The organism is Hymenobacter daecheongensis DSM 21074 (genome assembly GCF_900141805.1).
GTDB classification, from domain to species: domain Bacteria; phylum Bacteroidota; class Bacteroidia; order Cytophagales; family Hymenobacteraceae; genus Hymenobacter; species Hymenobacter daecheongensis.
Window position 1 is genome coordinate 75,643 of sequence record NZ_FQYN01000001.1, and the last position, 13,134, is coordinate 88,776.

The 13,134-nt window shown below is 59.0% G+C and carries 10 protein-coding genes; 3 read left to right on the plus strand and 7 right to left on the minus strand.

The window, feature by feature from the left end; genetic code table 11:
- The first annotated feature begins 98 nt into the window (after positions 1–98).
- Entirely contained in the window at positions 99–698 is a 600-nt protein-coding gene (gene gldD / locus BUB62_RS00350; RefSeq protein WP_073105909.1) for a gliding motility lipoprotein GldD, read from the plus strand.
- Positions 699–763: 65 nt separating this feature from the next.
- Complete coding sequence (recG, locus tag BUB62_RS00355; RefSeq protein WP_073104747.1) at positions 764–2,857, plus strand: ATP-dependent DNA helicase RecG; 2,094 nt, start codon at positions 764–766, stop codon at positions 2,855–2,857.
- Between the two features lie 60 nt (positions 2,858–2,917).
- Here the strand turns inward: recG and BUB62_RS18860 are convergent, their stop codons facing one another.
- Positions 2,918–3,151 (minus strand): hypothetical protein, encoded by a 234-nt coding sequence (locus tag BUB62_RS18860; protein ID WP_143163966.1) that lies wholly within the window; start codon positions 3,149–3,151, stop codon positions 2,918–2,920.
- A 409-nt stretch (positions 3,152–3,560) separates the two neighbouring features.
- Between BUB62_RS18860 and BUB62_RS00360 the strand changes: the two genes are divergently transcribed.
- On the plus strand, positions 3,561–5,009 hold the full coding sequence (locus BUB62_RS00360) for a hypothetical protein (protein ID WP_073104750.1): 1,449 nt from the start codon (positions 3,561–3,563) through the stop codon (positions 5,007–5,009).
- A 305-nt stretch (positions 5,010–5,314) separates the two neighbouring features.
- Here the strand turns inward: BUB62_RS00360 and BUB62_RS00365 are convergent, their stop codons facing one another.
- From BUB62_RS00365 to BUB62_RS00390, 6 genes are all read right to left on the minus strand, one after another.
- Positions 5,315–7,099 carry an acyl-CoA dehydrogenase family protein gene (locus BUB62_RS00365; RefSeq protein ID WP_073104753.1) on the minus strand — a complete coding sequence of 595 codons (1,785 nt, stop codon included), beginning with the start codon at positions 7,097–7,099 and terminating at the stop codon, positions 5,315–5,317.
- Positions 7,100–7,284: 185 nt separating this feature from the next.
- Positions 7,285–7,605, minus strand: a complete 321-nt coding sequence (locus BUB62_RS00370) for a 50S ribosome-binding protein YggL (protein ID WP_073104755.1) — start codon at positions 7,603–7,605, stop codon at positions 7,285–7,287.
- Between the two features lie 73 nt (positions 7,606–7,678).
- Positions 7,679–8,857, minus strand: coding sequence for an acetyl-CoA C-acyltransferase (locus BUB62_RS00375; protein ID WP_073104758.1), 1,179 nt, complete (start codon positions 8,855–8,857; stop codon positions 7,679–7,681).
- A 203-nt stretch (positions 8,858–9,060) separates the two neighbouring features.
- On the minus strand, positions 9,061–11,469 hold the full coding sequence (locus BUB62_RS00380) for a 3-hydroxyacyl-CoA dehydrogenase/enoyl-CoA hydratase family protein (RefSeq protein WP_073104760.1): 2,409 nt from the start codon (positions 11,467–11,469) through the stop codon (positions 9,061–9,063).
- Between the two features lie 144 nt (positions 11,470–11,613).
- Positions 11,614–12,093, minus strand: a complete 480-nt coding sequence (locus BUB62_RS00385; protein ID WP_073104763.1) for a MarR family winged helix-turn-helix transcriptional regulator — start codon at positions 12,091–12,093, stop codon at positions 11,614–11,616.
- Between the two features lie 131 nt (positions 12,094–12,224).
- A complete protein-coding gene (locus BUB62_RS00390; protein ID WP_084538711.1) occupies positions 12,225–13,010 on the minus strand; it encodes a carboxypeptidase regulatory-like domain-containing protein in 786 nt (261 codons plus the stop codon).
- Positions 13,011–13,134: the final 124 nt, after the last annotated feature.

Consider the following 13,134-nt stretch of genomic DNA (forward strand, 5'->3'; position numbering starts at 1 on the left):
CTGCGCGGTGGCCGGGCCGCAGAGCCGCCGCCACTGGGGCCACTTGGCAACGCTGCCCAATTCCGGCTACCTTTGACTACTCAACCGCATTGCTCAAAATGCCTGCTTTTCAACTTCCGCGCAGCCTCGGGGCAACCCTTCTGGGTCTGGCGCTGCTGACTACCGCCTGCTCCGGGCCGTCTGACTTTACGCCCAAGCCCAAAGGCTACAACCGCATCGATTTGCCGCCGCACTCCTACCAGCAGCTGGCACCGGGTCACCCGTACACGTTCCAGTATTCGCGCTACGCCAAGGTGCGCCGCGACTCTTCCTACCTGGCTCAGCCGCACTGGATCAACGTGATTTATCCGCAGCTCCACGCCAATGTGCAGATAACCTACATGCCGGTGCAGAATGATAAAAAGCGGTTTGGCAAGCTGATAGAAGATGCCCTCAAGCTCACGGCCAAGCACCAGATCAAGGCTTCGGCTATTGATGAGAGCATCGTTAAAACGCCGAGTGGCATGCAGGTGGCCATTTTTCAGCTGGCGGGCGAAGTGCCGAGCCAGTTTCAGTTTTATACCACCGACAGCACCCGCCACTTCTTCCGCGGGGCGCTGTACTTTCCCACCGCCACGGCCAACGACTCGCTGGCCCCGGTTATCGACTACGTGAAGAAGGATATCATGCAGATGCTGAATACGTTGAAATACCAGTAGCCGCTGGCGTTATTCATCCCATATCGTACCTGATAAGCTAACAGCCGACTGCCAGCAGCTTCTGAATGAGCTTTTTTAATACCAAAATCGAGAACCTGCGGGGGGTGGGCTCCCAGCGGGCCACGCTGCTGCAGAAGGAGCTGAACATCTTCACCTACGGCGACTTGATTCAGCGCTACCCCTTCCGCTACCTCGACCGTACCCAGTTCTACAGCATCGTTGATTTGCACGAAGACCTGCCCTACGTGCAGGTGAAGGGCGTTTTGCGCAACCGTGAAGTGGTGGGCGAAGGGCCGAAGCAGCGCATGGTGGCCAAGGTATCGGATGGCAGCGGGGAGCTGGAGCTGGTGTGGTTCAAGGGGGTGAAGTGGCTGCAGAGCATCATCAAAAACCACCAGGAATACATCGTATTCGGCAAGCCGACCGTGTTCAATGGCAAGCCGCAGATGGCGCACCCGGAACTGGAGGAAGTGACGGAGGCCAAGCCGGGCCAGAGCTTTCTGCAGCCGGTATACAACACCAGCGAGAAGCTCAAGAACTACCATCGTATTGATAGCAAGGCTATTGCCCGCATGGTCTCCGACCTGCTCAAGATTGCCCTGCCGCACGTGCAGGAGTCGTTGTCGCCGGCCCTGATTCAGCACTACGGGCTGATGAGCAAGGCCGAGGCTTACCAGCAGATTCACTTTCCGCAGACACCCGAGCTGCTCCAGGCGGCCCGGTTCCGGCTCAAGTTTGAGGAGCTTTTTTACGTGCAGCTCAAGCTGCTGCGCCAGAAGGATCAGCGCAAGGTGACGCTGGCGGGCCAGATTTTCCGGGAGGTACCCACGCTGGTGCACTTCTACAAAAACGTGCTGACCTTCGACCTGACCGGGGCCCAGAAGCGCGTGATTCACGATATCTACAAGGATTTCTGCACCGGCCAGCAGATGAACCGCCTGCTCCAGGGCGACGTGGGCTCGGGCAAGACCATCGTGGCCTTCATCAGCATGCTCATGGCCGCCGACAACGGCGCGCAGAGCTGCCTGATGGCCCCCACCGAAATTCTGGCCGACCAGCACTACGTGGGCCTGAAAGTGTATGCCGATCTGCTGGGTCTGAAGCTGGGCAAGCTTACGGGCAGCACCCGCACCGCCGAGCGGCGCGTGCTGCACGAGCAGCTCCGCAGCGGCGAAATGCACATGCTGGTGGGCACCCACGCGTTGCTCGAAGACGTGGTGCAGTTCAAAAACCTGGGCCTCACCATCATGGATGAGCAGCACCGCTTCGGCGTGGCCCAGCGCTCCAAGCTCTGGCAGAAAAACCCGGCCGTGATACCGCACGTGCTGGTGATGACGGCTACGCCCATTCCGCGCACCCTTGCCATGACGCTTTACGGCGACCTGGACGTGTCCGTCATCGACGAGTTGCCAGCTGGCCGCAAACCCATCGTGACCGTGCACCGCTACGACGCCAACCGCCTGAAGGTGTTTCAGTTCGTGCGCGACCAGATCAACCTGGGCCGGCAAGTCTACATCGTGTATCCGCTCATCGAGGAGTCGGAAACGATGGATTACAAAGACCTCACCGATGGCTACGAGAGCGTGGCCCGCGCCTTCCCGGAGTTCCAGATCAGCATTGTGCACGGGCGCATGAAGGCCGAGCAGAAGGATTTCGAGATGCAGCGCTTCGTGAACCGCGAAACCCAGATCATGGTGGCCACCACCGTGATTGAGGTGGGCGTGAACGTACCCAATGCCTCCGTTATGATCATTGAAAGCGCCGAGCGGTTTGGCCTCTCGCAGCTGCACCAGCTGCGCGGCCGCGTGGGCCGGGGCGCCGAGCAGAGCTACTGCATTCTGATGACGGGCTACAAGCTCAGCAAGGACAGCCGCACCCGTCTCGAAACGATGGTGCGCACCAACAACGGCTTCGAAATTGCCGACATCGACCTGAAGCTGCGCGGCCCCGGCGACCTGATGGGCACCCAGCAGAGCGGCGTGCTCGACCTGCTCATTGCCGACTTGGCCAAGGACGGCCGCATCCTGACCGAATCCAGGGCGGCGGCGCAACGGCTGCTGGAGGATGACCCCGGTCTGGCCAAGCCCGAAAACGCGAATATCCGCCACCACATTGCCTCGCTGCCCGCCACGGCCGTTAACTGGAGCCGCATCAGCTGAGGCGCGGGCCGGAAAGTGCCGGGCACAAAAAAGGCGACTTTGAAAAAGTCGCCTGCCGGGTTATTCTAACGAAACGGTTGTTCGGGTGCTGGGGGCCGTGGCCTGCCAGAGTCGGCTGCCGCTGCCGCCAATGCTTTGCTCGGGGTTCACTTGGCGGGCGAAGAAAGAGGTATTGCGGACGGGAGTTTCCTGCTGGGCGGGTTTGGCTGCTACGGTAGCGTTAGCGGGCTGTTTAACGAGCCGGCCACCTATGATAAGAGCGAAAAGTAAAGCGAAGCGTAAGGAAGATTTCATAGCTAAAATGTGTGGCAGTAAGCGGCGCGTGCCCCTACAAAATCAGGGCCAAGAGCGACTTCAATCGGTTAAAAAAGCGGGTATTTGGTAAAATACCTGCCAACGTGTTCCTCTGCATAGTGCCAAGGACTTTTCGGTTGATCAGCAGCCAAGTTTACATACTGTATTCAAATTATACAATATATTCCGTAAAAACGAGGCTTCTGATCCTTTTCTTTTCGTGGCAAAGGAAAAGCATTAGCGACGAAAAATGCCGACCTGTGCGTTAAGGAAGCATGAACAAATCGTTACGCACAAGCCGTTTGCCTGTGGGGAGCGGGGCATGTACGCTTGCCGGCCCCGATTGGATACCTTTGGAGAGTACATTTTTTCGGCTTTAATCACTTTTTCAACTTAACTGGCTTTTACCGTGCGCTTTACAAATCTGCTTGCCGCCAGCCTTCTCTTCACCAGCCTGCTGGCCAGCCAGATATCGCTGGCGCAGAAGGTGAAATCGGTTCCGTTCAGCTACCTGCCCGAGAAGGCCGAAGACCGCTACAACCAGCGCGTGACGCGCAAGATGCTGCCGCTGCCGGCGGGCGGTTTCATCATATTGGCGCACAAGGCGGGCACCGACTACGCCGTGGAGCGCTACGATGCCGACCTGAAGCTCGTCTGGACGGCGGCCGTGCCCGTGGCCGCCGGGGAGAGCATCGAGGCGTTCAGCCACAGCCCTGAGCAGGCCTGGGTTATCGTTCATCATAAGGACGAGGCCAGCCAGAACCTCACCGCCCTGCCCATCGACCTACGCAATGGCCAGAAAGGCCCGCTCAAAAAGCTGGTGGAGGCCGCCGCCCGCGACCGGCGCCCCAGCATCGCTATTTCGCCCGATGGCACCCGGCTGGTGGCCTACCGCTACCTCACTCGCGAGGTGCAGATCAAGGCCATCAGTGCCTCGATCTATGACCAGAAGCTCACCAAGCTCAAGGACCGCACCTACGACTTCCACGACCTCGGCGACTTCTTCTCCCCCACCGTGTTCGTGGCCAACGACGGCACGCAGTACGCCACGCTCGTCAGCGACCAGATGAAGAAGCTGACCGTGCGCCGCTACCGCAACGACAACCCCGATATCAAGGTGATGTCAGTAGCCGTGGGGGGCACATTCGGCGGCAAGGCCGTCACGGTGTTCGACTCGCGCTTCACGCTGCAGCCCGACAACATGCTCTACGCCGCCGCCATCTGCAACGAGCGGGAAAGCGGCCTCTACTACAGCTTGAAAGTGGTAAAATTCGACTTTATCGATAAGGGCGACATGAAATTCGCGCCGGAGTTCCGCTTCACGCCTGAGTATCTGGCCGAAGTAAACAAAGCCACGCAGGCCAGCGCCAAGCGGCTGGAAGACGTGTATATCTCCGACCTGCTTCTCACCGAAGAAAAACAGTTGGTGGTAGTAGCCGAGAAGAAATATGAGGAAGGCGGCGACGAGTCGCCGGTGCATGCGCGGGAGCTGCACCTGTTCGGCTACAACGAGTTTCAGAGCCCAAGCTGGCACCGCATCATCGCCAAAGACCAGGTGGCACCGCCCACCGAGTCGTTCACCGGCATCGGCTACCGCGCCGCCGTGTTCGGCCCCGAAATCCAAATCCTGACCCAGGAGAAGCTCAATGGCAAATCGGACCTGTACGTGCGCCGCGTGGATGCCCGCACCGGCGCGACGCAGCCCGCCAAAGCCCTTGGCCTGACCGTAGCCGCCGACCAGAATCTGGCCTACGTAAAGGACTTCACCGGCTGGCTCGACGCGAAAACCATTATCGGCGTAAGCCGGCCCAGCAAGAAGTCGGCGGCGCTGATGCTGAATAAGATTGTGGTAAAGTAACCCGCTGTCATTGCGAGGACAAAGGACGAAGCAATCCGTCCTGTGAAATGTAAAAAGCTCATTTTCACCAGAAAGCCCTGACGTAACACATACGTTAGGGCTTTTCAGTTTATAAGGCTTGGCTCGTTGCCCAGAACGGATTGCTTCGCTTTTCTCGCAATGACAAAAGGCCGCTCCCGGTATCGGGAGCGGCCTTTTGCTTATTCACAATTTCAGAGCCGGATTTTGCGGACAACCGCCTGCCAGCAGCCGTCCACAAAATCCGTGAAATCCGAAAAATCCGCGCGAATCCGTGGTCCGTGGTGTTAGTACACGTACTCGTTGGCGGCAATCAGCTTGTCGGCAATGCGACGACGGGCTTCCTTGGCATTGTAGAGGTCCGCTTTGGTGAAGCGCTTCAGGCCCATAGCCAGCAGCTTCTGCTCGTCACCTTCGGTCATGGAGGCCAAGGCGTCCTTGCCGAACTTATTCACCTGGTCCACGGTGTCATACAGGTACACGCGGGCAATGTCGATCTGGGTCGAAACGGCCTCTTCGCCCTGGGCGGCGGCTTCCTTCTCCACGCGCAGCAGCGTGCTTTCGGCGGTGTACACCTTGATGGCCATGTCGGCAATGTTCATCAGCACTTCCTGCTCCTTGGCCAGCGAGTTCATGTACTTCTGCACGGCCGTGCCGGCTACCATCAGGATAGCCTTTTTCAGCTTGCCCAGCGTCTTCTTCTCGGCGGCGAACAGGCCGGTTTCCTCTTCCGTGTTGAAGTCCGGAATGGCCATCAGCTCGGCCTGCACGGCCTGGGCGGGGCCCATCAGGTCCAGCTCACCTTTCATGGCCTTCTTCAGGATCATGTCAACGGCCAGCATGCGGTTGATTTCGTTGGTGCCCTCGAAGATGCGGTTGATGCGCGAGTCGCGGTAAGCGCGGTCCATGGGGTAGTCGGCCGAGAAGCCGTAGCCGCCGTAGACCTGCACACCTTCATCCACCACATAATCAAGTACTTCCGAGCCTTCCACCTTTAGGATGGCGCACTCTACGGCAAACTCGCGGGCGGCACCTAGCAGGGCTTCGTTGTGGCTCTGGCCCTGGCTGAGCAGCTCCTGCTCCATTCGGGCAATGTCCATCCCGGCGCGGTAAATAGCTGATTCGACGGCGTAGATGCGGATAGCCTGCTGGGCCAGCTTGTATTTGATGGCCCCGAACTTGGCAATCGGCATTTTGAACTGCACCCGCTCGTTGGCGTATTTCACGCTCAGCGTAGCCGCCATCTTGGTAGCGCCCAGGCAGGCCGCCGCCAGCTTGATGCGGCCGATGTTCAGGATGTTGAAGGCAATCAGGTGGCCCTTGCCGATTTCGCCCAGAACGGCATCCTTGCCCACTTTTACGTCGGAGAGGAACACCTGGCGGGTGGAGGAGCCCTTGATGCCCATCTTGTGCTCCTCGTTGCCGAGGCTCAGGCCGGGCGTGTCGCGGTCCACGATGAAGCCGGTGAATTTGTCGCCATCCACTTGGGCAAACACGATGAACACGTCGGCAAAGCCGCCGTTCGTAATCCACATTTTCTGGCCGTTCAGCACGTAGCCGCCGTCTTCCGTCGGCATGGCTTTGGTCTTCGCGCCGAGAGCATCCGAGCCGGAGCCGGGCTCGGTGAGGCAGTACGCGCCCATCAGCTCGCCGCTAGTGAGGCCGGGCAGGTATTTGGCTTTCTGCTCCTCGTTGCCGAAGTACAGAATGGGTAGCATGGCAATGCCGGTGTGGGCCGCGAAGGCCACCGGGAACGAGTGGCCGCCGCCTACGCCTTCGGTCACGCGGAGCGAGGTGGTGAAGTCCATGTCGAGGCCGCCGAACTGCTCGGGGATGCTCACGCCGAACAGACCCAGCTGACCGGCTTTTTCCATCAGCCCGCGCATCAGGCCTTCCTCGTGGTTGTCGAGGCGGTCGAGCAGGGGCGACACTTCCTTGTCCACGAAGTCCAGCGCGGTCTGGTGCATCATGTTCTGCTCCTCCGAGAAGTCGGCGGGGGTGAATACGCCCTGGGCGCTGGTTTCCTTGATGATGAACTCGCCGCCTTTCACAAGCTTGTTGGTTACTTCCATGACTAAAGGGAGTGTTTGGAGTTGGGTTTTTGAAGTCGAAAGCCGGCAAACTGTTCGGCTTGCCGAGTATTTAGAGCCGGGAGGCCCGGCGTTTTGTCGTACCGAAAGATACGAAATTATGTTATGCTTGCCGAGTACTTTGCGAAAAAGAAGCTCCGAACGGGTCGGAGCTTATTCCTGCTGCGCTACTGCGGAAAAGGGCCATACCAGGCATCCGTCAGCGCCGAGCTGGTGGCCTGAGCCACTTCGGGCCGCTGGGTCAGCCACTGCTGCAATTGCTGCTGCCGCTCCTGGGTTTGCTCTTTGGTCAGCCGGATGACGGGCTGCGCGAAGAAGGAAACCAGGGAGCCGCCCATCATCAGGTCCAGCACGTCCATCTGTTCCAGCAGCGCGTCCAGCAGAGCCTCCTTAGTTTGCGCGTCGTCGCTTTTCAGGACGAGCGTCACGTACCAGCCGAATTCCTGGAATTCGCCGATGTACTTCTTCTTGCGCAGGCGCTTTTTCATGGCTGGTTGGTTAGCGGATCAAACGAAATAGTGGTGGAACGAAGCCTTGGGGCAATTCGTCCCACCACGTCGGTTACTTCAGCAGCTCGTAGATGCCGGCTACGCCCTGGCCGCCGCCCACGCAGGCGGTAACCATGCCGTACTTTTTGCCCTGCGCCCGCAGCTCGTGAAACAGCTGGATGCTGAGCTTGGCGCCGGAGCAGCCCAGCGGGTGCCCGAGGGCAATGGCCCCGCCGTTCACATTTACCTTGCTCTGGTCCATGTCCAGCTCGCGCATCACTGCCAAAGACTGCGAAGCAAATGCCTCGTTCAGCTCAAACAGGTCGATATCCTCGAGCTTCATGCCGGCTTGCTTCAGGGCCTTCGGAATGGCCTTGATGGGCCCCATACCCATGATGCGCGGGTCGATGCCCTCGGTGGCGTAGGTGACCATGCGGGCAATGGGCTCCAGGTTCAGCTCCTTCACCATGCGCTCCGACATGACGATAACGAAAGCCGCGCCGTCGGAAGTCTGGGACGAGTTGCCGGCCGTGACGGAGCCATTGGCGGCAAACACCGGGCGCAGCTTGCCCAGGGCTTCCAGCGACGTATCGGCGCGGGGGCCTTCGTCGGTATCCACCACAAACGAGCGGGTCTTTTTCTTGCCGGTGGCCTGGTCGAGGTAGGTTTCCTCCACCGTCACGGGCACAATCTGCTCCTTGAACTTGCCTTCCTGGATGGCCTTGATGGCCTTCTGGTGGGAGTTGTAGGCAAACTGGTCCTGGTCTTCGCGGCTGATCTTATAGTCTTGGGCCACGGCTTCGGCGGTGAGGCCCATGCCGAGGTAGTAGTCGGGGTGCTCCTTGGCCAGCTTGTAGTTGGGCACGGTTTTCCAGCCCACGGTGGGCACCAGGCTCATGCTTTCGGTACCGCCGGCCACGATGCAGTCGGCCATGCCGGCGGCAATCTTGCCGGCGGCCATGGCAATGGTTTCGACGCCTGAGCCGCAGTAGCGGTTCACGATGAGGCCCGACACGTTCATCGGCAAAGCCAGCAGTGAAATCAGACGACCCATCTGCAAACCCTGCTCGGCTTCCGGCACGGCATTGCCGACGATGACGTCGTCGATGCGGGTGGGGTCGAGGGCGGGCACCGAGGCGACCAGGTGCTTAATGACGTCGGCGGCGAGGTCATCGGGGCGGGTGAAACGGAAACCGCCGCGGGTGGCTTTGCCTACTGCAGTTCTATATCCGGCAACTATGTATGCATTCATGTTTTTGAGTCTTTGAGAAGTGGTTGGGACTAGAGCTAGGCAGTTAGTTCCCCTCCTTTTTTCAAGGAGGGGTGCCCGAAGGGCGGGGTGGTTTGCTAGAGCTAAAAAACTAGAACTAGCCAGTCGTTCAACTAAACAACGATTGAACCACCCCGCCCTTCGGGCACCCCTCCTTAAAAAAGGAGGGGAACTAGTTTTTAGCTCTAGTTGCGCAGCGGCTTGCCCGTCGTCAGGATGCTTTGAATGCGCTCCAGCGTTTTCCGCTCGCCGGTCAGGCTCAGGAAGGCTTCGCGCTCCAGGTCCAGCAGGTACTGCTCGCTTACTTCGGTGGGGCTGCTCAGGTCGCCGCCGCACATGATGTAGGCCAGCTTGTTGGCAATTTTCACGTCGTGGTCGGAGATGTATCGGCCTTCGCGCATGGCCGAAACGCCGGTCATGAACATGCCCAACGCACCCTTGCCGTGCACCTTGATGTTGGTTTTCTGCACGGGCTGGGTGTAGCCGTCCTCGGCCAGCTCAATGGCGGCGGCTTTGGCCTGGGCCAGTACGCGGTTGGAATTCACCACAATTTCGTCGCCGCGGCGCATGAAGCCCAGGTCGAAGGCTTCAGCGGCCGAGGTCGAGACTTTGGCGGTGCTCACGGTCATGAAGGTGTTGCGGAGCAGGTTGAATTCCGGCTCGCCCTCCTCATACTTGGCTGCGGTGCGCAGGGTCATTTCCTTGGTGCCGCCGCCGCCCGGAATCAGGCCCACGCCGAATTCCACGAGGCCCATATAGGTTTCGGCGGCTGCCACCACGCGGTCGGCGTGCAGGTTCAGCTCGCAGCCGCCGCCCAGCGTGAGGCCGTGCGGGGCGCTGACCACCGGAATGCTGCTGTAGCGCATCCGCATCATGGCCTGCTGAAACTGGGCAATCATCATGTTCAGCTCGTCGTACTCCTGATCCAGCGCGAACATGTACACCAGGCCCAGGTTGGCCCCGGCCGAAAAGTTTGGGCCGTCGTTGCCGACCACCATGCCGCGGAAGTCCTTTTCGGCCAGTTCCACGCCCTTGAGCAGGCCCTGAATTACATCGGAGCCCAGTGCGTTCATCTTCGAGTGGAACTCCACGTTGATGATTCCGTCGCCGAGGTCGAGTACCGAAGCGCCCGAGTTTTTCCAGATCACCTTGCCGGTGCTGCGCAGGTTGTCGAGGATGATGAAGTTCTCCACGCCCGGAATGGCCTTATAGGCTTTCGAGTCGAGGTCGTAGAACTGCTTCACGCCCTGTTCGCTCACCTTGTAGAAGGTGGTGTGGCCGGCGGCCAGCATCTCCTCTACCCACGGGGCCACGGTTTTACCTTCGGCCTGGGCTATTTCCAGGCCCTTCTGCACGCCCAGGGCATCCCAGGTTTCGAAGGGGCCCAGCTCCCAGCCGAAGCCGGCCCGCAGCGCGTCGTCAATCTTGTAGAGCGAGTCGGTGATTTCCGGAATCCGGTTCGAGACGTAGGCAAACAGGCCCGCGAAGGTCTGGCGGTAGAAGTCCCCGGCTTTGTCCTTGCCGGCGGCCAGCACCTTGAAGCGGTCCGCCAGCTTCTCAATCGGCTTGGTGGCTTCCAGGGTGGCGAACTTTACCTTCGCACCGGGCTTGTATTCCAGCGTATTCAGGTCGAGGGCCTGGATTTCGGACTTGCCGCCCTCGCCCTTCACTTTCTTGTAGAATCCCTGGCCGGTTTTGTCGCCGAGCCACTTGTTCTCGCCCATCTTCTTGAGGAAGTCGGGCAGCTGGAACACGTCCTTGGCTTCGTCGTTGGGCAGGCCCTGGGCCAGGCCGTTGGCCACGTTCATCAGGGTGTCGAGGCCCACCACGTCGGAGGTGCGGAAAGTGGCCGACTTGGCGTGCCCGATAACCGGGCCGGTCAGCTTGTCTACTTCCTCCACGGTCAGACCGAGCTTGGTCATCACCTGCAGCACGTCCAGAATGGCGAAAACGCCCACGCGGTTGGCAATGAAGGCCGGCGTGTCTTTGGCCAGCACGGTGGTCTTACCCAGGTACAGGTCGCCGTAGTGCATCAGGAAATCCACGATGGCCGGATCGGTGTCGGGCGTCGGGATGATTTCGAGCAGCTTCAGGTAGCGCGGCGGGTTGAAGAAGTGGGTGCCGCAGAAGTGCTTTTTGAAGTCGTCGGAGCGGCCTTCGGTCATCAGGTGAATCGGGATGCCCGAGGTGTTGGAGCTGATGAGCGTGCCGGGCTTGCGGAACTGCTCCACCCGCTCAAACAGGCTCTTCTTGATGTCGAGGCGCTCCACCACCACCTCAATCGTCCAGTCGCAGCCGGCAATGTCCTTGAGGTTGTCGTCGAAGTTGCCGGTCTTGATGCGGCTCACGTCGGCCTTGCGGTAAAGCGGCGAGGGGTTGGCCGCTACGGCCGCCTGCAACGCCCCGTTCACGATACGGTTGCGCACCGCCGGGTTGTCGAGCGTGAGGCCCTTGGCTTCTTCGGCCGGCAGCAGCTCCTTGGGAGCAATGTCGAGCAGCAGCACCTGCACGCCGATGTTGGCGAAGTGGCAGGCAATGCGCGAGCCCATGACGCCGGAACCCAGCACGGCTACTTTCTTGATGGTACGATTCATTCTTGGAGAGGAATGAGGTGGGTGAGAAATGAAAGAATCAGCAGAAAGAACCTTCGCCCAAACTACTCGTCATGCCGAGTTTAGAGAAGCACGAAGGCGCGGTAAATGTTTGGCTATCAAAAGCAACGCCCCGAACCCAGGCCGCTAAGCCGCGGAGGATTCGGAGCGCAGGGGTTTTAGCTTGAAGTCATCATAGAGCGTTTTGCCCTCGATCATGCCCGCAATCTGGCTCACTACTTTAAAAAACACGGTCAGCTCGCTCTGCGGGATTTTGTCGCGCACCAGCAGGTTGAAGTGGCGCACCGTCTGGCGCGATATCTCCTTTTTGCGCAGGCCATCCTCCGTCAAAAAGATGCGCACCGAGCGTTTGTCCTGAGTATCGGCCTGCTTATATATAAGCCCTTTTTCCTCCATGCTGCGCAGAATGCGCGTCAGGGAGCGGGTTTCGAGGCCCAGCAGGGGTGCTATTTTGGTGGCGGGGGTTCCGTTTTCCTGGTCTATATTCAGCAGCACAAAACCGATGCTGGTGGTAATGTCGTGCTTGGCGGCCTGCGTGTTGTACATGCGCGAAATGGCGTGCCAGGCAACTTTTATGTTATAATCGACGGTTTCTTCGGGGGTCATGGCGCAATAGAAGTGGGGTAAACATACAAAGAATATGTTATGCTTGCATACTAGTTCGGCCGGAAAAAGTTTGGGCCAGGCTTTTTGATGGAAGCCTAGCCCAAATACAATGTGCTGTACCAACAGGGCACTTAAGGTACAATGAAGCTAACCACCGACGAAGGCGTGGTACTCAAGGAAGTGTACACGCTACGGCCCGTTGTCGGGTCGGTATAGATGGTAGTTGTGGTTGGGGAACCATACGCAATGGCATAACCGGTAGTGCCACTCACCAAACCAGCTGAATTGAGGGTCGCCTTGGAAAAACTGGTATTAACTGTTCCGTTAGCACTAGCGATATACGTACCCAGTGCTGTGCCGGTGTTCGAATTTACGCTACTGCTGGTGCCCACAAAAATAGTGGCACGCAAGCTTACGCTAGGGTTAATATTTGTGATAGTCATCACGAAAGGCACGGAAGTACCGCTTGGCGGGCCGAAGCTAAAGTTGCTGACGGCGTTGGTGGAAGGCTGCACCAGCGTATTCGTACCCAAGAAGGTAGCTTGGTCGCCGCCGATATGACCAACGCCCAGACGACGTAACGTACCCAGACCGCCACGGGTATAGGTTAGGTTGTAGGTCCCATTGCGCAGGTTGGCAAACTCGTAGCGGCCGTTGGCATCAGTGGTGGCCGTAGCAGCCGGAGTAACTCCCTCAAGAGTGACTACAACACCATTTTTCGCCAGGCTCTGGCCGTTTTCATCCAGTGGATTCACAAAGCCAAACAGGTTCCCAGTCAAATTCTGGCCGGACGGGCCTGTGGGACCTGTAGCGCCAGCGGCACCAGCGGGGCCCGGATCACCATCTTTGCCAGCACAGCTGGCCAATAGAGATAATGCGCAGATGGAAGAGAAAAGAAGATTAGAAAATTTCCGCATGTGGGAAGGTTTATGGGTATGGAGACGAATTGAGTTGAGTAGATCCGAAGCGTTGAGTGCTATTATGGAGCCTGGCTTCACAACACCCTCTTCTCAGGCACCGGCGGGAGAAAACAGCATCCGG

Excerpts from the sequence above, each read along its gene's own strand:
- recG (WP_073104747.1), top strand. The coding sequence starts at position 764 with ATGAGCTTTTTTAATACCAAAATCGAGAACCTGCGGGGGGTGGGCTCC.
- BUB62_RS00380 (WP_073104760.1), bottom strand. The coding sequence starts at position 11,469 with ATGAATCGTACCATCAAGAAAGTAGCCGTGCTGGGTTCCGGCGTCATG.
- BUB62_RS00385 (WP_073104763.1), bottom strand. The coding sequence starts at position 12,093 with ATGACCCCCGAAGAAACCGTCGATTATAACATAAAAGTTGCCTGGCAC.
- BUB62_RS00365 (WP_073104753.1), bottom strand. The coding sequence starts at position 7,099 with ATGGAAGTAACCAACAAGCTTGTGAAAGGCGGCGAGTTCATCATCAAG.
- BUB62_RS00370 (WP_073104755.1), bottom strand. The coding sequence starts at position 7,605 with ATGAAAAAGCGCCTGCGCAAGAAGAAGTACATCGGCGAATTCCAGGAA.
- BUB62_RS18860 (WP_143163966.1), bottom strand. The coding sequence starts at position 3,151 with ATGAAATCTTCCTTACGCTTCGCTTTACTTTTCGCTCTTATCATAGGT.
- BUB62_RS00390 (WP_084538711.1), bottom strand. The coding sequence starts at position 13,010 with ATGCGGAAATTTTCTAATCTTCTTTTCTCTTCCATCTGCGCATTATCT.
- gldD (WP_073105909.1), top strand. The coding sequence starts at position 99 with ATGCCTGCTTTTCAACTTCCGCGCAGCCTCGGGGCAACCCTTCTGGGT.
- BUB62_RS00375 (WP_073104758.1), bottom strand. The coding sequence starts at position 8,857 with ATGAATGCATACATAGTTGCCGGATATAGAACTGCAGTAGGCAAAGCC.